General features: G+C 68.2%; 25 protein-coding genes and 1 tRNA gene. 24 read left to right on the top strand and 2 right to left on the bottom strand.

Going from position 1 to position 22,246, the window contains the following annotated elements; translation table 11 throughout:
* From G7Y49_RS05920 to G7Y49_RS05880, 9 genes are read left to right on the top strand one after another with little or no spacing between them, the layout of a single operon-like run.
* Nucleotides 1-957 (top strand): type II secretion system F family protein, encoded by a 957-nt coding sequence (locus tag G7Y49_RS05920; RefSeq protein ID WP_241157290.1) that lies wholly within the window; start codon nucleotides 1-3, stop codon nucleotides 955-957.
* A gap of 18 nt (nucleotides 958-975) precedes the next feature.
* Nucleotides 976-1,227 carry a hypothetical protein gene (locus G7Y49_RS05915; RefSeq protein ID WP_241157289.1) on the top strand — a complete coding sequence of 84 codons (252 nt, stop codon included), beginning with the start codon at nucleotides 976-978 and terminating at the stop codon, nucleotides 1,225-1,227.
* Complete coding sequence (locus G7Y49_RS05910) at nucleotides 1,224-1,415, top strand: hypothetical protein (protein ID WP_165172013.1); 192 nt, start codon at nucleotides 1,224-1,226, stop codon at nucleotides 1,413-1,415. The genes G7Y49_RS05915 and G7Y49_RS05910 overlap by 4 nt, the downstream gene beginning before the upstream one ends.
* Before the next feature lie 20 nt (nucleotides 1,416-1,435).
* Nucleotides 1,436-1,957 carry a TadE/TadG family type IV pilus assembly protein gene (locus G7Y49_RS05905; protein ID WP_241157288.1) on the top strand — a complete coding sequence of 174 codons (522 nt, stop codon included), beginning with the start codon at nucleotides 1,436-1,438 and terminating at the stop codon, nucleotides 1,955-1,957.
* Nucleotides 1,954-4,095 carry a TadE/TadG family type IV pilus assembly protein gene (locus G7Y49_RS05900; RefSeq protein ID WP_165172011.1) on the top strand — a complete coding sequence of 714 codons (2,142 nt, stop codon included), beginning with the start codon at nucleotides 1,954-1,956 and terminating at the stop codon, nucleotides 4,093-4,095. Before G7Y49_RS05905 ends, G7Y49_RS05900 begins: the two co-directional genes overlap by 4 nt.
* Nucleotides 4,086-4,532, top strand: coding sequence for a hypothetical protein (locus G7Y49_RS05895; RefSeq protein ID WP_241157287.1), 447 nt, complete (start codon nucleotides 4,086-4,088; stop codon nucleotides 4,530-4,532). The genes G7Y49_RS05900 and G7Y49_RS05895 overlap by 10 nt, the downstream gene beginning before the upstream one ends.
* A gap of 28 nt (nucleotides 4,533-4,560) precedes the next feature.
* On the top strand, nucleotides 4,561-5,163 hold the full coding sequence (locus G7Y49_RS05890; protein ID WP_206214575.1) for a hypothetical protein: 603 nt from the start codon (nucleotides 4,561-4,563) through the stop codon (nucleotides 5,161-5,163).
* Nucleotides 5,106-5,525 (top strand): DUF192 domain-containing protein, encoded by a 420-nt coding sequence (locus tag G7Y49_RS05885; RefSeq protein ID WP_165172058.1) that lies wholly within the window; start codon nucleotides 5,106-5,108, stop codon nucleotides 5,523-5,525. The genes G7Y49_RS05890 and G7Y49_RS05885 overlap by 58 nt, the downstream gene beginning before the upstream one ends.
* Complete coding sequence (locus tag G7Y49_RS05880) at nucleotides 5,522-5,848, top strand: hypothetical protein (protein ID WP_165172007.1); 327 nt, start codon at nucleotides 5,522-5,524, stop codon at nucleotides 5,846-5,848. Before G7Y49_RS05885 ends, G7Y49_RS05880 begins: the two co-directional genes overlap by 4 nt.
* Here G7Y49_RS05880 and G7Y49_RS05875 read toward each other — a convergent pair.
* Together G7Y49_RS05875 and thrC are read right to left on the bottom strand one after the other, a co-directional pair.
* A complete protein-coding gene (locus G7Y49_RS05875; RefSeq protein ID WP_165172005.1) occupies nucleotides 5,841-6,185 on the bottom strand; it encodes a winged helix-turn-helix domain-containing protein in 345 nt (114 codons plus the stop codon). The two genes, G7Y49_RS05880 and G7Y49_RS05875, sit on opposite strands and share 8 nt — an antisense overlap.
* An 82-nt stretch (nucleotides 6,186-6,267) precedes the next feature.
* On the bottom strand, nucleotides 6,268-7,842 hold the full coding sequence (gene thrC, locus G7Y49_RS05870) for a threonine synthase (RefSeq protein ID WP_165172003.1): 1,575 nt from the start codon (nucleotides 7,840-7,842) through the stop codon (nucleotides 6,268-6,270).
* 171 nt (nucleotides 7,843-8,013) lie between these two features.
* On the opposite strand from thrC, the gene G7Y49_RS05865 reads away from it, so the two are divergent.
* The 15 genes from G7Y49_RS05865 (at nucleotide 8,014) to G7Y49_RS05795 (ending at nucleotide 22,219) form a co-directional block, all read left to right on the top strand.
* Nucleotides 8,014-8,295, top strand: a complete 282-nt coding sequence (locus G7Y49_RS05865; protein WP_165172001.1) for a type II toxin-antitoxin system RelE/ParE family toxin — start codon at nucleotides 8,014-8,016, stop codon at nucleotides 8,293-8,295.
* A complete protein-coding gene (locus G7Y49_RS05860; RefSeq protein WP_241157285.1) occupies nucleotides 8,288-8,605 on the top strand; it encodes a HigA family addiction module antitoxin in 318 nt (105 codons plus the stop codon). The genes G7Y49_RS05865 and G7Y49_RS05860 overlap by 8 nt, the downstream gene beginning before the upstream one ends.
* Before the next feature lie 216 nt (nucleotides 8,606-8,821).
* On the top strand, nucleotides 8,822-9,091 hold the full coding sequence (locus tag G7Y49_RS05855; RefSeq protein ID WP_241157284.1) for a FeoA family protein: 270 nt from the start codon (nucleotides 8,822-8,824) through the stop codon (nucleotides 9,089-9,091).
* Nucleotides 9,092-9,374: 283 nt separating this feature from the next.
* On the top strand, nucleotides 9,375-9,608 hold the full coding sequence (locus G7Y49_RS05850; RefSeq protein WP_165171997.1) for a FeoA family protein: 234 nt from the start codon (nucleotides 9,375-9,377) through the stop codon (nucleotides 9,606-9,608).
* Nucleotides 9,609-9,760: 152 nt separating this feature from the next.
* Entirely contained in the window at nucleotides 9,761-12,115 is a 2,355-nt protein-coding gene (locus tag G7Y49_RS05845) for a ferrous iron transporter B (RefSeq protein WP_165171995.1), read from the top strand.
* Nucleotides 12,116-12,233: 118 nt separating this feature from the next.
* On the top strand, nucleotides 12,234-12,458 hold the full coding sequence (locus tag G7Y49_RS05840) for a hypothetical protein (protein ID WP_165171993.1): 225 nt from the start codon (nucleotides 12,234-12,236) through the stop codon (nucleotides 12,456-12,458).
* Between the two features lie 55 nt (nucleotides 12,459-12,513).
* Nucleotides 12,514-12,897, top strand: coding sequence for a metal-dependent transcriptional regulator (locus G7Y49_RS05835; RefSeq protein WP_165171991.1), 384 nt, complete (start codon nucleotides 12,514-12,516; stop codon nucleotides 12,895-12,897).
* Nucleotides 12,898-13,075: 178 nt separating this feature from the next.
* Nucleotides 13,076-14,068 carry a septum formation initiator family protein gene (locus G7Y49_RS05830; protein ID WP_206214574.1) on the top strand — a complete coding sequence of 331 codons (993 nt, stop codon included), beginning with the start codon at nucleotides 13,076-13,078 and terminating at the stop codon, nucleotides 14,066-14,068.
* Nucleotides 14,069-14,167: 99 nt separating this feature from the next.
* The gene (locus tag G7Y49_RS05825) at nucleotides 14,168-15,142 is read left to right on the top strand and encodes a Ppx/GppA family phosphatase (RefSeq protein WP_165171987.1); all 975 of its coding nucleotides are present in this window, start codon (nucleotides 14,168-14,170) and stop codon (nucleotides 15,140-15,142) included.
* A 133-nt stretch (nucleotides 15,143-15,275) separates the two neighbouring features.
* A tRNA-Leu gene (locus tag G7Y49_RS05820) sits at nucleotides 15,276-15,358 on the top strand.
* Nucleotides 15,359-15,445: 87 nt separating this feature from the next.
* Nucleotides 15,446-16,495, top strand: coding sequence for a polyprenyl synthetase family protein (locus tag G7Y49_RS05815; protein WP_165171986.1), 1,050 nt, complete (start codon nucleotides 15,446-15,448; stop codon nucleotides 16,493-16,495).
* Between the two features lie 29 nt (nucleotides 16,496-16,524).
* Nucleotides 16,525-17,421: a peptidoglycan-binding protein gene (locus G7Y49_RS05810; protein WP_165171985.1), complete on the top strand. Its 897-nt coding sequence runs from the start codon at nucleotides 16,525-16,527 to the stop codon at nucleotides 17,419-17,421.
* A 293-nt stretch (nucleotides 17,422-17,714) separates the two neighbouring features.
* Nucleotides 17,715-18,980 (top strand): 3-isopropylmalate dehydratase large subunit, encoded by a 1,266-nt coding sequence (gene leuC / locus G7Y49_RS05805; protein ID WP_165171984.1) that lies wholly within the window; start codon nucleotides 17,715-17,717, stop codon nucleotides 18,978-18,980.
* A 50-nt stretch (nucleotides 18,981-19,030) separates the two neighbouring features.
* Nucleotides 19,031-19,528 (top strand): 3-isopropylmalate dehydratase small subunit, encoded by a 498-nt coding sequence (locus G7Y49_RS05800; protein ID WP_165171983.1) that lies wholly within the window; start codon nucleotides 19,031-19,033, stop codon nucleotides 19,526-19,528.
* A gap of 78 nt (nucleotides 19,529-19,606) precedes the next feature.
* Nucleotides 19,607-22,219, top strand: a complete 2,613-nt coding sequence (locus G7Y49_RS05795; protein ID WP_165171982.1) for a phosphatidylinositol-specific phospholipase C domain-containing protein — start codon at nucleotides 19,607-19,609, stop codon at nucleotides 22,217-22,219.
* Nucleotides 22,220-22,246: the final 27 nt, after the last annotated feature.

Below are 22,246 nucleotides of genomic sequence, written 5' to 3'. Positions count from 1 at the left end.
ATGACGGCAGTTGGCCAGGCGGGGTTGGCGTGCGTTGGCATGGCGTGCGCGGCAGGTGCGGGCTTCAGCTTGTGGAGCGCGTACGCGGAGGAGCGCCGCCGCCGACGGCATGTGCGCGCCATGCGCGCGGGAGGTGCGGCGGCGGGCGCGTCGAGGCGGGGCGCGGACGCGCGCGGCGACGCGGGGCTTTTGGACGGGGCCGCGCTCTCGCTTGCGGTCGACCTGGGGAGGCGGATCGCGCTGGGGCATGGGCGGCGTCTGCTTCCCGCACGCTGGACGCGCGTGCCGCGGGCCCTGGGGCAGGCACGCGCCGCGGGGCTCGACGGGCAGCTGACGCCCGAGGGCTTCGGCGAGGCGCGCGTGCGCCTGGCGCTCGCGGGCGCGGGCGCAGGCTTGGCGGTGGGGCTGGTGTTCTCGGGCGAGCTTGCGGCGCTGCTCCTCGTCGCAGGCGGCATGGCGGGATGGCGCCTTCTGCCCGCCGCGGTGGGGCGCCGCGTGCGCCGCCGCGCGCAGGAGATGGAACGGCATCTGCCCGAGATGCTCGACGTGGTGGCGCTCGGCATGCGCAGCGGGCTCTCGTTCGACCGCAGCGTGGAGCTGTACGTCGAGCACTTCGACACGCTGCTCGCCGAGGCGTTCGGCTTGGCGCAGCGTCAGTGGAGCTGCGGTTTGGCGCGCCGCGACGACGCGCTGCGCAGCGTTGCGAGCTCGTATGACTCGCCGCTGCTCAGGCGCGTGGTCGAGGGCATGGTGCGCTCGCTTCGCTTCGGCTCGTCGATGGCCGAGAGCTTGGAGGCGGCGGCACACGAGGCGCGCGTGAGCTATCGGGCTCGTCGGCAGGAGCAGGTTGCCAAGGCTCCCGTGAAGATGATGGTGCCGACGGGCGTGCTCATCCTGCCCGCCATGCTCATCATGGTGCTCGGGCCGGTGCTGCTCGAGCTGATAGAGGGGTTCTGATGGAGAGGAGGACGGGTCATGGGAAGAATGGCGGCTGTTCGGAGGGGTTTTGCGCGTGCGCACGACGCGCGGGAGCGCATGGGGGCGCGCGTGACGTCGGGATGGTGCCGCGCGCGGGCGAGGCTGGCGAGCGAGAGCGGCCAGGGCACTACCGAGTACGCCATTTTGGTGGGGGTGCTCGTGGTGATCGCGATCATCGCCATCACGCTGTTCCGGCCGAAGCTCGAAGAGCTCTGGAACGCTATCGCCGATGGCATCAACGGCTTGTGAGCGATGAGCGGGGGCAGTCGACGGTGGAGTACGCCATCGTGTTGGGGGCGCTTCTGTGCGTGGTGGTCGCGCTCGGGGCGCTTCACCAGGCGCTCGACGCGGGGGTGTTCGTCGAGCACGCGCTGTCGGCGGCGTCGCACCACGTGCAGATGTCGGTCGGCTGGATGGCGGACGTGTTCGTCTACTGATGAGGCGTGAGGAGGTTGCGGTGACGTGTGCGGTGATGCGCGGGCTGCGCCGCCTCGCTCGATGCGAGCGCGGGCAGGCCACGGTCGAGGCGGCCTTCGCGCTGCCGGTGGTCATGGTGCTGGTCCTGCTGCTCGTGCAGCCGGGCATCATCCTGTACGACCGCATCGTGATGCAGGGAGCGGCTGCGGAGGGCTGCCGCCTCCTCGCCACCTCGGCGGGGGACGCGCGGGTGGACGAGGACTTCATCCGGCGGCGGCTGGGGGCAGTGCCTGAGCAGGACTTGTTCCACGTGCACGGGGGCGCGTGCACGTGGAGGATAGGGCTTGAGGGCGGCGAGGCGTCGGAGCGGGTGGGCGTGTCCATATCCACCGAGGTGAAGCCGCTTCCCCTCATCGGCGCGGGCGCGGCCTTCCTCGGCATGACGAACGAGCGGGGGAACCTGGTGGTGAGCGTGCATGTCGAGCAGCCCGCGCAGCCTGCGTGGGTGGCTGGCGATGCGAGCGGGCTTGACCCGGCGGGGTGGATAGGAGCGTGGCAATGAGGGCAAGAAGGCGCGTCCGCCTGTCGCTGTTCCGCGACGAGAGCGGCGTCACCACGGTGGGCATGGCGGTGGCCCTTCTGGTGACGCTGTCCCTCGTGTTCTCGTCAGCGCAGGTGTACCGGATAAACACGGCTTCCGCCGAGATCCAGGAGGTGGCCGACGCAGCTGTGCTGGCAGCCGAGAACGAGGTGGCGGAGTTCATGGTGGCCGTGCGCGTGTGCGACGCCGCCGTGCTGTCGATGACGCTGCTCTCGGCGAGCGCGTGCGGGCTCGGCGCAGTTGCGCTGTGCGTGCCGGCAGGGGCGAGCATCGGCGGGCAGCTCGTAGAGCTGGGGGAGAAGGTAGCCGAGGCGCGCGACTCGTTCGCGCGCAAGGCCGAGGCGGGGCTCAACGCCTTGCAGCGGGCGCTGCCGTTTCTGGCGGCGGCGAACGCGGCGTCGGTTGCGGCGGCGAACAACCCGCGAGGCGCCGCCGCAGGCTACTTCGCGGCGGCGGTGCTCGTCCCCTTCGAGGGGGAGCCCATCAGCATCGCCGACGCGCAGGCCGTCTCCGACGCAGGGAAGGCGGTTTCCGACAGCGCGGAGGACATCCGCGCGGCAGCTGAGCGCGCCGAGCAGGCGGCCGAGCAGGCCAACGAGGCCAAGCTGCGCGCGTTCGAGCGTGATTGCGGAGCGTGCCCCGCATACTGCATGTACGAGCGCGCCGACCACCTGGCGAGTCTTCCCGCTGACGATAACCCGCTCTACCGCAGCGTCGACGCCTGGTCGTTCTCCGTGGCGCTCAAGCGCGCGCAGGCGTACTACCCGGCACGCCTGGCGGCTGAGCACCCCGCGTCGTCAAGCGTGGCCGAGCAGGCGAACTCCGAGCTGCGCAAGCGCTTCTACGCCTACGCGTCCGAGCAGCTCTCGACCGGGTACGTGGTGGAGACGCCCGATGCGTTCGAGGCGCGCTTCCCGCACCTGTTCCGCAGCACCGAAGAGCTGCGCTCCACGCCGCTTTACGACGAGGCGGTCTACCCTGTGACCGACCGGGACGGAGTGCTGACGATGCACGCGTGGCCGGGGTGCCCGAACGCCGCAGGCGCCGTGAGCGCGGGGTCGATCCGCAGCTTGGAGGCGGGCGGCTACCAGACGTGCGAGCTGTGCGCGTTCACGCCTTCGAGCTTGGGGAACGTGGCAGCTGCCTCCACGGCCATCGACAACGGGTTCGAGTACCACTACGAGGCGGTGGCGCGCGCTGCCGAGGATTACGCCCGGGCGCGGGAGGAGCTCGCGCCGAAGGCGGCGGAGGTGAAGGGAAGGGCTGGCGGGCTCATCGACGCTTGCGCTCAGGCCATGGCCGATCTGGGCCCGCAGCGCATAGCGGCGTCGCCGCCGGGGGCGAAAGGCGCGATCGCTCTGGTGGTGAACGTTGACGCGTCGGCGGCTGACGCAGGGTTCGAGAGCGCGTTCGTGAGCGGCGGCCGCACGCTGGGCACGCGCGCGGCGGTGTCGGGCGCGACGCTTCTGGCTGATGCAGGCCACGATGGATCGACGGTCATCACGTCGCTGCTCGACGGGTTCGGGCAGGGCGGCGGCGCGGCCGTGGGAGCGGCGCGCGTGGTGCTCGACTGCTGGTCGGGGCTGCTCAGCGCGTTCGCGCAAGGCCAGGAGGCGCTCTCGGGCGCGATCGAGGGCGCGTTCGGGTCGCTGCCGCTTGCGAGCGCGAGCGGGCTTGGCGCTTGGGCGTCGGGCAAGCTGCGCGACGCGGTGGCGGCTTGCGGGCTCGAGCCGGTCAAGCTCGACGCCCTGAAACCTGTCTTGGTGAACACGGGGCGCGTGGCGGAGGCGGGCGACGATGCCTTCTCGGTGCGCTTCAGGGAGGCCAAGCGGCGCGCGCCGGCCACCTCGAGCGGATCGGGAAGCTTGTTCGCAGGGCTTGTCGACGACGTGGAGGGCGGCGCGCTCGGCCTTTTGGATGACGCCGAGGGCGGCGTGACGGTGGCCTCGGTCGAGCTGCCTGTAGGAGGCGTGCGCATCCCCGTGAAGCTGGCGCTGCCGTCCTTCGCGGCTGACGAGGCGCGCGGGTTCGTCGCCATGTGCGCGCAGAAGGTGCGCTCGGCGGTGGGGGCGGCTGCGGGAGCGAGGGCATGGGAATGAGCAGGCGTGCGCTGCTGCGCTCCGAGCGCGGCCAGATGACGGTTGAGCTTGCGGTGGTGCTGCCGGCGGTGATCGTGGTGGCGGTCATAGCGGTGAACGCGCTCGCGTTCTTCTCGACCTGCGCCGAGTTCGACCGCGTGGGGCGCAACGCCGTGCGCCTCTGCGCCACATCCCCTGCATATGGGCAGGATGCTGACCAGTCGGCGGCGCTCGTGGAGTCGATGGTGGAGGAGGCGGTCAACCTCGAGAACGTGAAGGTCTCGGTTGAGGTGAGCCGCGACTGGCAGGGGCATGCGGCGTTCGTGCTCAAGATGCGCTACCGCCCGACGCTCTTCGGCCTGGGGCTGAGGGACGAGGTGCTCGGAGTCGCCTTGCCCGCGTTGGAGCATGAGAACCGCTTCGTGGTGGATACGTACAAGCCGGGCATGCTGCTCTAGCGGCTCGGCGGGAGGGGAGGTGGCTGACGTGGCGGCTGATCTCGGTGTTCAGGCGGCCCGCTTGCGAAGGGCCGCAGGCGTGGTGGCTGCGTTGGCGTTCGTGTTGGCCTGCGGCGTGGCGGTCGGTCATGCGAGCGCGTCAGGCGGAGAAGCAGCGGGGGCGCCGGCGGAAGAGGCTGCCGCAGCGGCCTTGCAGGCAGACGAGGCGTCGGCGGCAAAGGCCGCGGCGGGCGCGCATGCCGAGGCGGAGGCCGCGGCAGAGCCTGCGCACGTGCGGGACCTCACGAGGCGCATGCTGGTTGGAGAGGACGTCCTCGCAGGTGAGCTGGCCGCAGCGGGCGAGGCGCCGCGCTGGTTCTCGGACGAGCTCTTCCCGCTCGCGAACGAGAGGGACCTGATGGCGTCTGACGGTTGGACGGTGGTGGGCTTCTCGATGGACTGCGGCGCGCAGGAAGCCCTGGCGGATGTGGCCGCACGTCTGCAGGAGCGCGGGTGGCAGGGGTACGAGAGCGGCGCGGCGGGCGTCGCGACGTTCGAGAAGGAGGAGGGGACGTGCCGGTGGGCGATGGTGTCATGCGCGCAGATGCCTGCGGGGACGAGCGTGGTGGTGCGCGTCCAGCGCGCGGCGTGACGGGCGTCGAGCTTTTGACCACGTGGCGCGCGCGGGTGCGAGGCCTGCTCTTCCGCATGCCTGATCAGGCGGTCCACGTGCTCGTCCCCTGCTGCGACGTGCACACCTTCGGCATGCGGCATGCCCTTGACATAGCCTTCGTGTCAAGGGAGGGCGTTGTCGTGGAGGTACGGCGCAACGTGGGGCCGCGTCGGCGATGCGCGTGCCGGGGCGCTGTGGCGGTGGCGGAGCGGTTTGCGCGTGCGGGACCGTGGCTCGAGGCGGGAGACGTGCTGGAGGTCGCCGCGCGAGCAGCGCGCGGCAGCGAGGTGGCGGATGACGGAGGGAAGAAGCGGACGACGGAAGGAGAGGTTGGGCGATGAAGACGTGCCCGGTGTGCAAGACGACGCTGTTCGACGACATGGACGTGTGCTACGGCTGCATGTACCGTTTCGGCAGCAACCCGCAGCTGGAGAGGAAGGCACAGCTCGACGGGGCGGGCTCAGGGGGCGATCCAAAGGATCCTGCAAAGGGGCCGAAAGCCGAGGGAAGGGGTGACCTGCGCACGTGGTCGGTGCGGCTCGAGGTGAGAAACCGCTCCGACCCCGGTCAGACGTGGGCGGTCGAGCTCGTCCCTCCCTACGAGCCGGTGCTCGGGGGAGAAGGCGCGCAGGCTGTCCCGCTGCAGGAGGACGCGGCTAGCTGACCATCTCGTCGAAGAGGCTCTGGGCCTGTGCGCACAGCGTCTCCTCGATGGCGAGGTAGGAGTCGAGGAGCTTGTTTCCCTCCTCGGTGAGCTCGCTGCCGTGCGCGCCGTCGCGGTTGAGCAGCTGGATCCCCAAGGCGGCTTCGGTGTCCTTGATGATGCGCCATGCCTTGCTGTAGGCCATGCCCATGCTCTTGGCTGCGGCGTTGAGCGAGCCGCGCTCGCGCACGCCCAAGCACAGGCTGGCTATGCCGCGGCCGAAGGCCGAGTCGCTCTCGGAGCCGGGGTTCTTGATGGAGAGCTTGATTCCCATTTCCAGCTTGGTCAGTTGGTCCATGCGCGTTCCTCCGTGTCTATCGCAAACCCGCCGCATGGCGCGGCGGGTGGTCTGCTTCATCTATTTTCGCATGCTTTCGCGCTCAGCGTCGCAGAAAGTTCTCGGCGGCTGCCTCGATGCTCGCCACGTCGTTGTCGATGACCTCGGAGAAGCGCGCGGGCATGGAGTCGAGCGACGCGAGTCCGGCGGGCACGTCGTGCTTGCCCGTCTCCTGCGCGATGAGCTCGTTGAGCTCGCAGCCGGTGAGGGCTGCCACGTCTGCGGGGAGCTCCTGCGCGGGCTCGAGGGCGTGCAGGGCGCGGTACACGTTGTCGCCGAACTTGGCCCAGTGCGCCGTGCTCGCGATGAGCACGGGGTTCTCGCCGCGCACGTTCTGGGCCACGGCGTAGGCCACGGCGGTGTGCGGGTCGAGCAGGTAGTCATGCTCGTCGAGCACGCGCTTGATGGTGGCGAGGCACGTGGCGTTGTCGATGGAGTCGGCTACGAACGTCTCGCGCACGTGTGCGAAGGTGTCGGCGTCAACGCGGAAGCAGCGCTTCTCGTTGAGGTCGCGCATCCAGCCGGTGATGGCCTGCGCGTCACGCCCGGTGAGCTCGAACAGCTGGCGCTCGAGGTTTGACGAGACGAGGATGTCCATGGAAGGGGAGGGGGTGAGCACGAACGTCCGGTCGGAGATGTCATAGGTGCCCGTGTTGATGAAGTCGGTGAGCACGCGGTTCTCGTTGCTGGCGCACATGAGCGTGTCGATGGGCGTGCCCACCTGCTTGGCGTACCATGCGGCCAGGATGTTGCCGAAGTTGCCCGTGGGGACGCACACGTCGATGGGGCTGCCCGCCTCGACCTTGCCCGCGGCCACCAGCTCAGCGTAGCTCGAGATGTAGTAGACCACCTGGGGAAGCAGGCGCCCCCAGTTGATGGAGTTCGCGCTCGAGAGGGCCACCTTGTGCTCGCCGAGCAGCTTGGCGGCGAAGTCCCCGTCGGAGAACACGCGCTTCACGCCGGTCTGGCAGTCGTCGAAGTTGCCGCGCACGGCCCACACCTGCACGTTCGCGCCGGTGGTGGTGACCATCTGCTTGCGCTGGATGTCGCTCACGCCGCCGTCGGGGAACAGCACGCCGATGCGCACGCCGTCGGCGTCCTTGAAGCCCTCGAGCGCCGCCTTGCCGGTGTCGCCCGAGGTGGCGACGAGGATGCAGAACTCGTGGTCAAGCTCGCCGCGGTCGCGCAGGGCCTGCGCGCTGGCCGAGAAGAACTGCGGAAGGCACTGCAGGGCCATGTCCTTGAACGCGCTCGTGGGGCCGTGCCACAGCTCGAGCACGTGCGTGCTCTCGTCGAGGGAGGTGATGGGGCAGATGTCCTCGGTGTCGAAGTTGTCGCCGTAGGAGCGCGCCATGAGCTCGTCGATCTTCTCGTCGGGCAGGTCGATGTTGAACGCCCGGTAGACGGCGGCGGCGCGCTGCGCGTAGGGGAGCTTCGCGAGGCTCACGATCTCGTCAACCGTGAAGGAGGGGAGCTCCTGCGGGACGTAGAGCCCGCCGCCGTCCGCCAGACCGTTGATGACGGCTTGGGTGAACGGCACGGGCTTGTCGCAGCGTCCGCGCGTGTCAACATAGAGGTTTTGCCCGAACGCGCGGGCTCGGTCAGTTTTCTGCGTCATGGATTCAACCTTTCGGGGGTGTACATGCGGCTCAGTATACTAGAGCGGGAATGTGACAGAAGTGTTTCAGCACGTGATTCGGCGCGAAAACCACGGGTGGCGTGCAAGCGCGCAGCTTGCGTCATCCCCACAGTAATAACGTTTGACGTTAATAACGCGAAAGGTTACTATATGATCGTGTCGTTTGCGGACAAGGACACGCGTTGCCTCGCCGAGCTGAAGCGCGTGCGTCGCTTCGAAGGGTTTGAGCGCGTTGCGCTGAGGAAGCTGCGTCAGCTGGAAGTCGCGAGCAGCCTGCAGGATCTGAGCGTTCCTCCGGGCAACATGCTCGAGAGGCTCAAGGGGGACAGGGCGGGTCAGTACAGCATTCGCATCAACGACCAGCATCGCATCTGCTTCGCATGGACCGAGGCAGGGGCGGAAAACGTCGAGATCGTCGACTACCATGCGTGAGGTGATGGACATGGCTGCTTTGCTTGATCCTGTTACTCCCGGTGAGCTCCTCAAGGAAGAGTTTCTGGTTCCTCTGGGCATCAGCCAGTATCGTCTCGCCAAGGAAACGGGCATACCTGCTCAGAGGGTCGGGCAGATTGTTCTGGGGAGGCGCGGCATTACGGCAGACACCGACCTTCGCTTCTGCCGCTTCTTCGGGCTGACGGACGGCTATTGGCTTCGCGCGCAGGCAGCCTATGACCTGGAGATGGCCCGTCGCAAGCTGTCCTCGGAGCTTGAGCGCATAGTGCCCTGTTCGCAAGCGGTTTAGGCAAAGGAAGCTGAACCTTCTATCGCGCATCGTGCGGCGCTTGGGCTCGAGCGTGCTCGCATCCGCTCTGCTGCCCCCGTTTTCTCGTATGCAAGTAATCCAGGGCTGACAAATTTTCAAAAAAAGTTTCCCTTGGGTTTCTTTTTGAAAAAGTTTGCTATAGAATACTTGTGTTACATGTAGCTAACTTTGATGGGAATTGAGATGCAGAACGCTATGGCAGCTGAGAACCAAGCCTACGCCTCGGCCGAGCCGAAGGTGCGCATGCAGCAGATGCCGCTGACCTTCTTGGGCGAGGGCGGCCGCGCACGGGTTGTGAAGGTTCGCGGAAAAGGCGACGTACATCATCACCTCGAGAACCTCGGGTTCGTCGAAGGTGCGGACGTACGTGTCATCTCCGGGAGCTCCGGCAACCTGATCGTCGAGGTCAAGGGCGCGCGCGTCGCGCTCGACAAGTCGGTGGCGTCGAAGATCATCACCTGCTAGCGCTGGCGTCGACGCGTGCTTGCGCGCCGCACGTGCTTGCGCTGGCGTGCGTCTGCGCCAACATGCGCTCGCACGAATGCGCAGCTGTGCATTCGTGGACGCGTTCGCGCAACATGCGCTTGCACCGCGGCCTGGCGTTGCGGCGTTGGCATGTGGCTCGGCATCAACGCGTGCTCGCATTCTGCGCGCGCAGCTTGTGCTGCGACCGCCAGGCCGTTGCGTTCGCATGCGATTCCCCCAAAGAAAGCAGACCCGTTTAGTCGTTCACGTGAAAGGAAGGACGATGGCACAGCAAGACAAGACCCTGCGCGACGTTGCCGTGGGTGACTCCGCCGTCGTGCGACGCCTGATGGGCGAAGGAGCCGTTAAGCGCCGCATCATGGACATGGGCATCACCAAGGGCACCGAGGTCTACGTGCGCAAGGTGGCCCCCCTCGGCGATCCGATCGAGGTCACGGTCCGCGGCTTCGAGCTCTCGCTCCGCAAGGATGAGGCGGAGAAGGTGCTGGTGCTCTAAGAGCAGCTTCGCGAGTATGCGCTGGTGAGCGCATATTTTTTAGCCCAGCAGTTAGAACACGTTAACTTTCTGGTCGCCACCGCGCCCGCGTCCGCGTCGCTCGCATCCCGGCTGCCAGATCGCGTCAGCGTCAACAAGAAGGAAAGGAAACCATGGGAATCAACATTGCGCTTGCCGGCAACCCCAACTGCGGCAAGACGACCATGTTCAACGACCTCACCGGCGCCAACCAGTACGTTGGCAACTGGCCCGGCGTGACCGTTGAGAAGAAGGAAGGCAGGTACAGCCGCGACAAGGACGTGACCATCACCGACTTGCCGGGCGTCTACTCGCTGTCCCCGTACAGCCCCGAGGAGATCGTCACGCGCGACTACCTCATGAGCGGCAGCCCTGACGTGGTCATCAACCTCGTCGACGCCACCAACCTCGAGCGCAACCTCTACCTCACCACCCAGATCATCAACTTGGGCCTGCCGGTGGTCATCGCGCTCAACATGATGGACCTCGTGGAGAAGAACGGCGACAAGGTCGACGTGGCCAGGCTCTCCGAGGCGCTCGGCTGCCCCATCGTGGAGACCTCCGCCCTCAAGGGCCGCGGCACCGCCGACGTGGTCAAGGCCGCCGTCGCCGCCGCGAGGAAGGGCGCGCCCGCCGCGTCGACCCTGCGCTTCTCCGACGACGTGGAGGAGGCGCTCGGCAAGGTCATCGACATCCTGGGTTCGCGCGTGAGGCCCGAGAACGCGCGCTGGTTCGCCGTCAAGCTGCTCGAGGGCGAGCAGCTCACCGTCGACGCGCTCAAGCTCCCCGCATCCGACCTGGCCAAGGTCGAGGCCATCCGCGCGGCGGTGGAGGACGCCGAGGACGATGACGCCGAGTCCGTCATCACCAACGAGCGCTACGACGCGATCACCGAGGTATGCGCCGCCTGCGTGAGGAAGTCCGCGAAGGGCATGACCACCACCGAGAAGATCGACCGCGTGGTCACCAACCGCATCCTCGGCATCCCCATCTTCATCGCGATCATGTTCTGCGTGTACTTCGTGGCCGTCTCGGTCGGCGGCGGCGTGGTGACCGACTGGGCCAACGACGGACTGTTCGGCGACGGCTGGCTCTACACGAACACCGAGGCCTTCGACGAGGCCGTCGGCGCGTGGGAGGAAGAGGTCGCCGCAGCTGAGGAGGCGGGCGCGAGCGAGGCGGCCCTCGAGGCCCTCGCGGAGGAGGAGCCCGACCCGGCTGAGTTCGGCCTGTGGCACCCGGGCCTCACGCCGGTGGTGTCCGACGCGCTTTCGGCCATCGGCTGCGCCGACTGGCTGCAGAGCCTCATCGTCGACGGCATCGTCGCCGGCGTCGGCGCCGTGCTCGGCTTCGTCCCGCAGATGATCCTGCTGTTCCTCATGCTGTCGTTCCTCGAGGCCTGCGGCTACATGGCGCGCGTGGCGTTCGTCATGGACCGCGTGTTCCGTCGCTTCGGCCTGTCGGGCAAGTCGTTCATCCCCATGCTCATCGCGAGCGGCTGCGGCGTGCCGGCGGTCATGGCCACCAAGACCATCGAGAGCGAGAAGGACCGCCGCATGACCATCATGACCACCACCATGATCCCCTGCGGCGCGAAGATGCCGATCATCGCGCTCGTGTTCGGTGCGCTCGTGGGCGGCGACTCCGAGGCGACCTGGTGGGTGGCCCCGCTGTTCTACTTCCTCGGCCTGGCTGCCATCATCGTCTCCTGCATCATGCTGAAGAAGCTCAAGAGCTTCGCCGGCGAGGTGGCCCCGTTCATCATGGAGCTCCCGCAGTACCACATCCCCACGGCGAAGAGCGTGGCTCTGGCCACGTGGGAGCGCGTGAGGTCCTACATCGTCAAAGCCGGCACCATCATCTTCCTGTCGACCATCGTCATCTGGTTCCTCATGAACTTCGGCATCTACGAGGGTGCGTTCGGCCTGCTTGACGCCGAGATGGAAGGGTATCTGGACAACTCCTTGATGGCGGGCCTGGGCAACCTGCTCGCGTGGGTCTTCGCGCCTCTGGGCTTCGGCAACTGGGAGTCCGCCGTCACCTCCATCACCGGGCTGGTGGCGAAGGAGAACGTGGTCGCCACGGTGGGCATCCTCACGCAGCTCGGCGAGCTCGGCGAGACCGACCCGGTTCTGTGGGAGGGCTTCGCGGCCATGCTCGGCGGGTCGTCCGCCGCGATCATGGCGTTCTGCGCCTTCAACCTGCTGTGCGCGCCGTGCTTCGCCGCCATCGGCACCATCCGCCGCCAGATGATGAGCGCGAAGTGGACCTGGGCGACCATCGGCTACATGTGCGGCTTCGCGTGGTGCGTGGGCCTCATGATCTACCAGTTCGTGGGCTTGGCCACGGGCGAGGTGAGCTTCGGCGTCTTCACGGTGGTCGCCATCGCGGTCGCCGCCGCCCTGCTGTTCCAGCTGCTTCGCCCGATGCCGCGCTTCGAGGACGAGCCTGCGAGGCGCGAGCTCGACGCCGCGGCCGAAGCCGCCTAGAAGACTTGGCGAATGCGCGCCCCGCGCAACCTGCCCGCCCCGCGCCTTGAGCGGCGCGGCGCGGGCAGGCGGGGCGCTTGCGTGAGAGCGCGCCGGGGGGCGCGGGAAAGGACCTGTCATGAAGGAGCTCGTCTTGACGCCGGGAACCGTCGTCATGCTGGCGGCCATGGCCGCGTGGGCGGCGTGGGCCGTCCGCCGCATCACGCACCGCGGCCTGTGCGACTGCGGCGACCACTGCGGGGACGCCGGCGCGTGCAGCTCGGGCTGCTCGTGCGGGGGCTGCGGCGCGGCCGAGAAGATGGTCGCCGACATGGGCCGCTCCCTGGAGGACCCGAAAGGGTAGGGGCGCCCCTCGCCTCTTGTGTTACCATGTCTCCATCTGCGTGAAGGAGGAAGCCATGGAGAAGATGTCCATGTCGCATGAGGACTACCTTGAGGCGATGGTCATGCTGGGGGCGACCACCGAGGCCTCGGTGCGCTCGGTTGACGTTGCCGCCAAGATGGGCGTCTCGAAGGCGTCGGTGAACAAGGCGATGTCGGTCCTGAAGGAGAAGGGCCTCGCTGAGCAGCCCTATTACGGCGACATCACGCTCACCGAGACGGGCTACGCCTACGGGTCGTCGGTGCTCGAGCGCCACGAGGCCCTGTCGCGCTTCCTCAACAAGGCGCTCGGCATCCCCGCCGACGTGGCCGAGCGGGAGGCGTGCCTGATGGAGCACGCCATCAGCGACGAGTCGTTCGAGAAGTGGCTCGCCTTCATCAAGGGGCTTGACCTGGAGTAGGGACGCGCGCGGGCGCCGCGCGGGCGCGCAGGTAACGAAAGCCGATCAATTAGTTATGGAAGGGCCCTGCGGGGCCCTTTATCTGTGGTATCCTGAATGAGCTCATCGCATGAACACACTACTGAAACGAACTCGGTGCATAAGGGGCGCATTTCCTTTGGAGAGACAATCCCATATCGTGTCCTTTGACGACGCTCGCCGCTCGACGCGCGGCGCGTCCGGCGGGCCTTCGGGCGCGCGGGGCAGCGGCATGCGCGCGGGGCGCGCGTCGTCCGCAGGAGCGTACGGAAGCGGCCGTGGCGTCATGCGCGCAGAGGCGCGCGGAGGCGGCCGCGGGGCCGCGTACGCGACGCGCGAAGGCGCGGGCGGCGCACGAGGTGCCCTGCGCGCGGAAGCGCGGGGCGACAGCCGCGGGCGCGCGAGCCGCTTCGCGTCCGGCGATGTGCGCGACGCGCGTGCCATGCGCTCGCAGCGCCTTCCCTTCGACGCCGCTGACCAGGCCTGGGAGGCCGAGGAGCACGCCCGCGAGGCGGCGCGTCCCTCGTCGCTTCGGGAGCGCGTGTCCGCGAAGGTGAGCGCCGCGAAGCGCTCTCATGCGAAGGGCCGTGCCGAGCGGCGCTTCTCGCAGCAGTACGGCGGCGCCGACAGGGGCGCGGGCGCCGAGGCCGCCGCCGGCCCGCGTGCGGCGGTGTACAAGGGCGAGATGGGGACCAAGCATCGGCGTGCCGCGCGCATGCAGGACGACGCGGCTCCGCGCGGCGGCTCCGCGCGCTCGGCTTCCGCCAGGAAGACGCGCCGGCTTTCGCCCGTCTTTGCCGTGAGCGCGGCGGTGGCGGCGTGCCTGCTGCTCGGCGGCGTGTTCCTCTACACCCCGGCGCAGCAGTTCTACCAGGAGGTGCGCGAGCGCGACCGCCTGCAAGCCGAGTACGCCGTGCTCCAGCAGCGCAACGACGCCATACAGGGCGAGGTGGACGCGCTGTCGAGCGGCGCGGGCGTCGAGGATCGCGCGCGCGCCGAGTTCGGCTGGGTCAAGAAGGGCGAGACCGCCGGCAGCGTAGGCGGCCTCGACGTGGAGAAGGACTCGAGCTTCCGCGCCAACATCGCCCCGGGCAGCGTGGAGGCCCCCGAGACGTGGTACTCGTTCCTCGACCCCGTGTTCGGGGTCAAGTAGCTCCGGGCTCGCTGACGCCAGCTCGGAACCATCTCGGCGCGGCGGCTTCGCGGGCATCCTGCGAAGCCGCCGCGCTTTTGACGGCAAGGGAGGTTGCCCATGGACGCGCAGGAAGCTCAGGACGCGCAGGAAGCTCAGGGCGCGCGGCGGTTCGCCGCCATCGACATCGGGACGGTGACGTGCCGCATGCTGGTGGCCGACGTGGTCGGCGGGCGCGTGGTCCCGCTGGCGAAGGAGTACGCGATCACGAACCTGGGCGAGGACGTCGACGCCTCGGGCGAGCTCAAAGGCGAGGCCATGGAGCGCGTGGCGCGCACCATCGACCGCTACCTCGCCGTGCGCGACGCGCTCAGCACCCCGGAGCACCCCGTGCTCAAGACGGTGTGCGTGGCCACGTCGGCCGTGCGCGACGCGCGCAACGCGTCGGAGTTCGCGCGCATGCTGGCCGACCGCGGGCTTGCGCTGGCGGTGATCCCCGGCGAGCAGGAGGCGGCGCTGTCGTTCGCGGGCGCGTCGGCGGAGTTTCCCGGCGAGCGCATCCTCGTGGTCGACGTGGGCGGCGGCTCGACCGAGCTCATCGTGGGGCTCGCGGGCGCCGCGCCGCAGAAGGCGCATTCGTTCGACATCGGGTGCCGTCGCGTGACCGAGCGCTTCCTGGCGAGCGACCCCCCTGCGGCCTCCGAGCTCTGCGCGGCGCGCGCGTGGTGCGCGGAGCAGTTCGCCGCCTACTTCGAGGAGCTGCCGGAGGGCGCGCGCCCGGACTGCATGGTCGCCGTGGCGGGGACGGCCACCACGGCGGTGAGCATCCGCGAGGGCATGGAGACGTACGACTCCGACCGCGTGCACGGGGCCCGGGTGTCGCTCGAGGAGCTCGAGGGCATCACGCGACGCCTGGCGGCGCTGCCGCTCGAGGAGCGCGCGCAGGTGGTGGGCCTCGACCCCGGGCGCGCGCCGGTCATCACGGCGGGCCTGCTCATCTTGGAGGAGGTCATGCGCGCCGCCGGGGTCGGCGCCTTCACCGCGAGCGAGTCCGACATCCTGCAGGGGATGGTCCTGCGCGCCGCGCAGGGCTGACGAGGCGCACCCCCTCCCCGCGGCCTCCCGGGCCGTCGGGCGGGCCGTTTCGCAAGGCGGCTCTGCGGGGTGCGCCGATCTGATATCATGGCAGGCGCGTCAAAGGCGTGATCCTTGCGGTCTGGCAGGTTTCGGGGGCGTGGCGGAATTGGCATACGCAGCGGACTTAAAATCCGCCTCTTCGGATTGTGGGTTCGAGTCCCACCGCCCCTACCATGAACACCCCGTGTGATATCATGCTTATCTCGCGTACCCATCGGTCAACTCGTGTACCCATCTGTCAACCTGCGGCAAGAAAGCGCTATGGAAAACATCAACGAGATCCTCGCGGGCGTCGACCACGCACCCGCCACCTTCGAAGAATATCTCACCTGCTATGCCGACAAGGTGGGCGAGCTCATCAACGGCTACATCCCGCACGGCAGCCATCCCGACATGGACCGCTACCTGTACGCGCCGCTGTTCGAGTACAGCCAGAACGGAGGCAAGCGCCATCGCCCGCTGATCTGCTTCGCGGCGTGCATGGCCGTGAGCGGCGACGTGGTGCGCGCCACGTCGGCGGCTGCGGCCATCGAGCACTTCCACACCGCGGCGCTCATCCACGACGACATCGCCGACGAGGCCGAGCTGCGCCGCGGCGAGCCGTGCCTGCACCTCACGGAGGGGCTGGGCCTCGCCATCAACATGGGCGATCTGGCGCTGTCGCTCGTGAACGGCACGGTTGTGGACGACCCCGCGCTCGACGACGCCACCAAGGTGCGCGTGGTCACCGAGCTCATCAACATGACGCGCCGCACCATCGAGGGCCAGGCGCTCGACATCGGCTGGGCGCGCGACGGTCGCTACGACATCACGCCGGAGGACTACCTGGTCATGGCCACTCACAAGACCGCGCACTACTCGGGCGCGGTGCCGCTGGCCATCGGCGCCATCATCGGCGGCGGCACGGAGGCGCAGGTCGAGGCGCTGCGCAACTACGGCCTCGACACCGGCCTCGCCTTCCAGATCCAGGACGACCTGCTGAACCTCGTCGGCACCGAGGAGAGCACCAAGAAGGACTTCCGCAACGACATCACCGAGGGCAAACGCACGCTCGTGGTGGTGCACGCGCTGCAGAACTCGCCGGCGCGCGACCGCCTCATCGAGATTCTCTCGTCGAAGGAGAAGGACCCGGTCGTGCTCGCCGAGGCCGTGCGGATCATGGAGGAGTCGGGTTCGATCGACTACGCGCGCAGCTACGCCGAGAACCTCACGTCCATCGCGAAGAACCGCCTGATCGACATGGTGGGCCCGTCGTCGTCGCGCGATCTGCTCGTCTCCATGGCGGACTGGTTTGTGAACAGGCTCAAGTAGCGTCAAGGCGGACAAGCGAGGCGGATGCGATGAACACGATCAAGCGAGGAGACTTCGGGGCGGCGGTCGAGGACGTGCAGCAGCGCCTCGCGCTGGTGGGCCACCTGACGCAGGACCAGGTCACGGGCGTGTATGACGAGCGCACGGCGACGGCGGTGCGCGAGTTCTGCCTCAACGTGCACCTCGGCGCAGTCGACGAGGTGACCGAGAAGGTGTGGGCGGCGCTCGTCGACGCCTCCTACAACCTGGGCGACCGCACGCTGTACCTGCGCATGCCCTACTTCCACGGCCACGACGTGCTCGAGCTGCAGCAGGCGCTCGGCGCGCTCGGGTTCTTCTGCGGGATCGAGGACGCCATCTTCGGCGCGCACACCGAGCTCGCGCTGCGCAAGTTCCAGACGAACATGGGGCTTCCCTCCGACGGCATCGCCGGCGCCTACACCTACGCCTCGCTGCGCAACCTGCAGCACTCGTGGGTGGGCAAGGAGGCCTCGCACCTGTCGCGCCCCATCGGGTTCGCCCGCGCGGCCGACGTGCTCGAGTCGCATGCGCTGTGCCTGTTCGGGACGTGCGAGTTCACGCGCTCGGTGGCCTCGCGCATGTCGAACCTGGCGACGGCCACCAACCCCTCGTCGAAGATCGTGAGCGCCGACGCGCTCTCCGTGGCGCCGGACGACTCCATGCTGCTCGTGCACGTGTCGCTGGAGGTCGCGGAAGGCGAGCGGGCCGTCCCCGTGGTGGCCTACGCCGACGAGGAGACGCTCGCCGTGCGGCTGAAGGGCGCGCTCGCCGCCGCCTGCGGCGCCCGCCCGCCACGCGTCGTGGTGGTGCTGCCCGGGCGCGTGTGGGAGGACGCCGGGGCCGACCGAAGCGCCCAGCACTTCGCCATCACGCTGCTCGACGCTCTGTGCGCCGCGCTCTCTTGAGGTTCCGTTCGCCCTGACGGGACGAACGGAATGCTCGACGCTGCGGCTTCGTACGGCCCCTGACCTAGCCCCTTGTTTTGGGCGCGGCGCGGCGCGAAGGCCGCTTGGCCCAAAGGCGGGGCTATCTCAGGCACCGTACGAACCCTCGCTGACGTTACGAACGACCAGGGACATTGAGTTTGTAGCGTCCCGTCGCCCTGCTTTTCACAGGCACGTCACAACCGTGCTTTTTCGCAGTGGTACAATAATGCGGTTTTCCACCCTCAGGCAACTTAGGAAGAGGAGAGTCCTACATGGCACGTCCCATGACCATGGCGGAGAAGATTCTCGCCGCCCATGCGGGGCTGGACGAGGTGGAGCCGGGCCAGCTGATCGAATGTGATCTCGACCTCGTGCTCGCCAACGACGTCACCGCACCCATCGCCATCAAAACCGTCCGCCAGATCTCCGACCGGGTGTTCGACCCGGAGAAGGTGATCCTGGTGCCCGACCACTACGTTCCGAACAAGGACATCAAGAGCGCCGAGCAGGCCAAGATCGTGCGCGACTTCGCGCGCGAGCAGGGCATCACCCACTACTACGAGGTGGGCTGCATGGGCGTCGAGCACGCGCTTCTGCCCGAGCAGGGCGTCGTGGGCGCGGGCGACCTGGTCATCGGCGCTGACAGCCACACCTGCACGTACGGCGCGCTCGGCGCGTTCACCACGGGCGTGGGCTCGACCGACGCGGGCGTGGGCATGGCAACCGGCCGCGCGTGGTTCAAGGTGCCCGAGACCATCAAGTTCGTCATCAACGGCAAGCTGGCCGCGGGCGTGACCGGCAAGGACGTCATCCTGCACATCATCGGCATGATCGGCGTGGACGGCGCGCTGTACAAGGCCATGGAGTTCACGGGGTCCGCCATCGAGGCCCTGCCCATGGACGAGCGCCTCTCCATCTCCAACATGGCCATCGAGGCGGGCGGCAAGGCCGGCCTCATCCCGGTCGACGACGTGACGCGCGCCTACATGGACGGCCGCGCGGAGCGCCCCTACACCGCGTACTACTCTGACGAGGACGCGCAGTTCTCCCAGGTCATCACCATCGACGCGGCTGACATCGTGCCGACGGTGGCCTTCCCGCACCTGCCGAGCAACACGCGCCCGGTCGCCGAGGCGCGCGACGTGAAGATCGACCAGGCCGTCATCGGCAGCTGCACCAACGGCCGCCTCGACGACATGCGCCAGGCCGCGGCGGTGCTCAAGGGCCGCACGGTGCATCCCGACGTGCGCTGCATCGTGATCCCCGCCACGCAGAAGGTGTACCGCCAGTGCATGGAGGAGGGCCTCATGGACATCTTCCTCGACGCGAACTGCGCGGTGTCCACCCCCACGTGCGGCCCGTGCCTGGGCGGCTACATGGGCATCCTCGCCGCCGGCGAGCGCGCCATCGCCACCACGAACCGCAACTTCGTCGGCCGCATGGGCGACCCCACGAGCGAGGTGTATCTCTCCTCGCCGGCCGTCGCCGCGGCGAGCGCCGTGCTCGGCCACATCGGCCTGCCGGAAGACCTGGACTAACGCCTTTCCGAGCGAAGGGACAGAACGAAGCATCCGAAAGGAAGACCCAGATGCAATTCAAGGGAACCGCTCATCGCTACGGGCGCGACGTCGACACCGACGTCATCATCCCGGCGCGCTACCTGAACACGTCCGACCCAGCTGAGCTGGCGAAGCACTGCCTGGAGGACCTCGACGTCACGTTTGTCGAGCGCGTCCGCACGGGCGACGTCATCGTGGCCGACGAGAACTTCGGCTGCGGCAGCTCGCGCGAGCACGCGCCCATCGCCATCAAGGCCGCGGGCGTCGACGTGGTCATCGCCAAGAGCTTCGCGCGCATCTTCTACCGCAACTCCATCAACACGGGCCTGGCCATCATGGAGTGCCCCGAGGCCGTCGACGCCATCAAGCAGGGCGACGTGGTGAGCGTCGACGCCGACGCGGGCCTGATCACCGACGAGACCACGGGCGCGACGTTCACCGCCCAGCGCTTCCCGCCGTTCATCGCCGAGATCATCGAGGCGGGAGGTTTGGTGAATCGCTGGAAGGCGAAGCTGGCGCAAGCGTAGCGGTGCTATCATGGGCGCATGTGCCCGCATGCGGGTTTCGAGCATGCGGACGTTCCGACCTCGAAGGAGCGTGTGATCATGGCGCAAGGCGCATCGGGCCCGCAAGACCCATCAGATCTTCTCCGGCAACTCACCCCATCTTGGCTCACGCGACCCGAGGGAGACGCTCCCTCGGGCGCGCTTGCCTCATCCGCCGCGTCATCCGCCGCATGGCGCACGCCGCTCTCGCGTCGCGGCTTTCTCGCCGCGTCGGCGCTGGCGGCCTCGATGCTCCTCGTCGGCGCACCTGGCGCGCCCGGCATGCCCGACGTGACGGGCCTCGGCGCGCAGCCGGCCTGGGCGGATGACTACGACAACAACGTGGGCGAAAACCTCTCCGACTACATCATCCGCCTGCGCCCCAAGGGCTTTTTGCGCACGGTGAGCGTGCACGGCGACGGCACGGTCGTCGGGCAGGTGTGCTGGCTCTACCAGCAGGGCACCTCGAGCAAGCACCATCTGTTGTGGCACGGCGACTACGGCGGATACTCCATCCACACGATGTCCAACTTCGAGGAGAAGAAGCTCTCGTCGAACAACGTCTGGTCGGTTGACGACGACAGCAAGGACGAGGGGAAGGCCATCCACGTGTGGAGCGGCGACTACGACAAGAAGAAGAGCCGCGTGTTCAAGTTCCGCCGCCAGGATGACGGCACCTACCTCATCAAGAACGTGAACAGCGGCAAGTACCTTTCGCTCGAGAACGTCAACGACGACACCAACGAGAACAAGGTGGTGCAGCGCGGAGGCGCGATGGCATGGGAGGTCGAGATCGTCGGCGTGGGCGTGGCGGGCAGCTCGGACGATGACACAGACGAGCGCTATCCCACCTCCCAGTTCTGCACGGACTACAGCAGCTTCCCGCTCGGCCCGTGCTGGATGGGCGCGATGGCGCCTGCGAACAACGACACGCTCCTCTCGCAGATCTCCCTGCCCGGCACGCACGACTCGGGCGCGCTCAGCATCGACAACGACACCGAGCCGCAGACCTCCATGGCCAAGTGCCAGCAGGACTACATCCCCACGCAGCTCAACCTGGGCATCCGCTACCTGGACATGCGCCTGGGAAACGGGGACGACCCCGGCGTGAACCACGGCGGCATGTACGCGTACCGCAAGGACCATGCGGGCTTGAAGCTCTCCGACGTCTTCGATTACTGCAAGACCTTCCTGGGCGCGAACCCGACCGAGACCATCGTCATGCTGGCCACGAACTCCGACGGCGACAACGCCAAGATCACGAGCGCCTTCGCGAAGCACATGAGCGTGAAGAAGGAAGATTCCGACGAGACGTGGTTCTACGACGGGAGGCGCGTGCCCACGCTCGGCGAGGCGCGCGGCAAGATCGTGCTCCTGCGCCGCTTCACGCCGGAAGGGGCCGACAAGGACAAGCACCAGTACGGCATCGACCTGCACGACTGGGACCAGAAGGTCGAGGCGAGCGGCGAGGACGGGCTCGGCCTCATCCACGAGGAGCTGGTCGAGGAGAAGAGCGGCGACACGGTGGATCGCCATTACACGACCGTGTACGCGCAGGACAACTACAACGTCCCGGCTGACGACAAGCCTCCCTATGTTGACGCGGCGCTCGCGGACGCGGTGAAGCTCCCCGATGACGACACGCAGAAGGTCAAGGTCATGGTGGACGACAAGGAGCAGGATGCAGACGTCCCCAAGGCGAACTACGCCGTCAACTACACGTCGAGCTCGCGGTTCGTCCACTCGTACAGCAACCCGTTCTACGCCGCCCAGGCGATGAACGAGCACTTGTACCGGAGCCCCTACTTCTGCAACAGCCGCATGAACGCGTCGTCGCACCAAAGCGAGTTCATCGGCATCATCCCGTCTGACTTCACGGACGCGGTGCTCGCGCGCAGCGTCTACGAGCGCCAGGTGCTCCAGCCGGAGATCATACCCGGCGCTTGCGCCGTGCCGCCTGACCAGGTGACGCTCACCTACGGCGACGACTTCGCGAGCGCGCAGTTCGCGGGCGGCGGAAGGTGCGGCAAGGACTACTACAAGCTGAAGGGAACCTCGGCGCCGCTCGACGTGGCGCACGCGGGAGCGGGGCTGGGGGCCACGTGCGCGCTGGCGTACGTGTCGGTCGACCCCTTCGGCCCCGAGCAGGAGACGTGGTCGAAGGAAGGCGTTCCCATCACGGTGCTGCCGCGCCCGGTGAGCCTGGCGTGGGAGGGGATCGACGGGCTCGTCTCGGCCGCCGACGTGCGCTCGAAGGTGGTGGCGAAGCTGCAGAACGTCATCGACGGAGACGACCTCTTTGCGCGCCTGGAGTTCTGCTACGATAGCAAAGGCGCGCCAGGAGCCGTCGTGGACGCCTCGAAGCTCGGGGCGCTCGGCGAGGGCACCTACTGGGTGCGCGCCGCGGGGCTTGCCGGCGAGAAGGCGGTGGACTACGAGCTGGTCGACGACGGGCGCGTCAGCTTCACCGTGTCACCCGCGAGCGCGGGCGGCGAAGGCGCGGGCTCGGGCTCGGCCGGCGCTGTGAGCGCGGGCACGCCGCTGGCGCCGACCGGCGATGACGCGGGCGTCGCGAGCATGGCGGCGGGCGCCGTTGCCGTGGCGGCGGCGGTTGCCGCGGCGGGCGCGTGCGCGTGCGCCTCTGCCGACGACGGCGCGGACGCGTTGCGCTAAGGGGTCTGCGCGGAACGTGCGCGGACT

This window comes from Adlercreutzia sp. ZJ242 (assembly GCF_011038995.1).
GTDB lineage: Bacteria > Actinomycetota > Coriobacteriia > Coriobacteriales > Eggerthellaceae > CAAEEV01.
This window is presented reverse-complemented; position numbering and strand designations above follow the sequence as displayed.

Coding starts and splice junctions, on each gene's coding strand:
- G7Y49_RS05795 (WP_165171982.1), top strand. CDS start 19,607: ATGGCGCAAGGCGCATCGGGCCCGCAAGACCCATCAGATCTTCTCCGG.
- G7Y49_RS05845 (WP_165171995.1), top strand. CDS start 9,761: ATGGGAATCAACATTGCGCTTGCCGGCAACCCCAACTGCGGCAAGACG.
- leuC (WP_165171984.1), top strand. CDS start 17,715: ATGGCACGTCCCATGACCATGGCGGAGAAGATTCTCGCCGCCCATGCG.
- G7Y49_RS05915 (WP_241157289.1), top strand. CDS start 976: ATGGGAAGAATGGCGGCTGTTCGGAGGGGTTTTGCGCGTGCGCACGAC.
- G7Y49_RS05840 (WP_165171993.1), top strand. CDS start 12,234: ATGAAGGAGCTCGTCTTGACGCCGGGAACCGTCGTCATGCTGGCGGCC.
- G7Y49_RS05815 (WP_165171986.1), top strand. CDS start 15,446: ATGGAAAACATCAACGAGATCCTCGCGGGCGTCGACCACGCACCCGCC.
- G7Y49_RS05835 (WP_165171991.1), top strand. CDS start 12,514: ATGGAGAAGATGTCCATGTCGCATGAGGACTACCTTGAGGCGATGGTC.
- thrC (WP_165172003.1), bottom strand. CDS start 7,842: ATGACGCAGAAAACTGACCGAGCCCGCGCGTTCGGGCAAAACCTCTAT.
- G7Y49_RS05810 (WP_165171985.1), top strand. CDS start 16,525: ATGAACACGATCAAGCGAGGAGACTTCGGGGCGGCGGTCGAGGACGTG.
- G7Y49_RS05850 (WP_165171997.1), top strand. CDS start 9,375: ATGGCACAGCAAGACAAGACCCTGCGCGACGTTGCCGTGGGTGACTCC.
- G7Y49_RS05885 (WP_165172058.1), top strand. CDS start 5,106: ATGCGCGCAGATGCCTGCGGGGACGAGCGTGGTGGTGCGCGTCCAGCG.
- G7Y49_RS05900 (WP_165172011.1), top strand. CDS start 1,954: ATGAGGGCAAGAAGGCGCGTCCGCCTGTCGCTGTTCCGCGACGAGAGC.
- G7Y49_RS05855 (WP_241157284.1), top strand. CDS start 8,822: ATGGCAGCTGAGAACCAAGCCTACGCCTCGGCCGAGCCGAAGGTGCGC.
- G7Y49_RS05825 (WP_165171987.1), top strand. CDS start 14,168: ATGGACGCGCAGGAAGCTCAGGACGCGCAGGAAGCTCAGGGCGCGCGG.
- G7Y49_RS05875 (WP_165172005.1), bottom strand. CDS start 6,185: ATGGACCAACTGACCAAGCTGGAAATGGGAATCAAGCTCTCCATCAAG.
- G7Y49_RS05895 (WP_241157287.1), top strand. CDS start 4,086: ATGGGAATGAGCAGGCGTGCGCTGCTGCGCTCCGAGCGCGGCCAGATG.
- G7Y49_RS05860 (WP_241157285.1), top strand. CDS start 8,288: ATGCGTGAGGTGATGGACATGGCTGCTTTGCTTGATCCTGTTACTCCC.
- G7Y49_RS05920 (WP_241157290.1), top strand. CDS start 1: ATGACGGCAGTTGGCCAGGCGGGGTTGGCGTGCGTTGGCATGGCGTGC.
- G7Y49_RS05865 (WP_165172001.1), top strand. CDS start 8,014: ATGATCGTGTCGTTTGCGGACAAGGACACGCGTTGCCTCGCCGAGCTG.
- G7Y49_RS05880 (WP_165172007.1), top strand. CDS start 5,522: ATGAAGACGTGCCCGGTGTGCAAGACGACGCTGTTCGACGACATGGAC.
- G7Y49_RS05800 (WP_165171983.1), top strand. CDS start 19,031: ATGCAATTCAAGGGAACCGCTCATCGCTACGGGCGCGACGTCGACACC.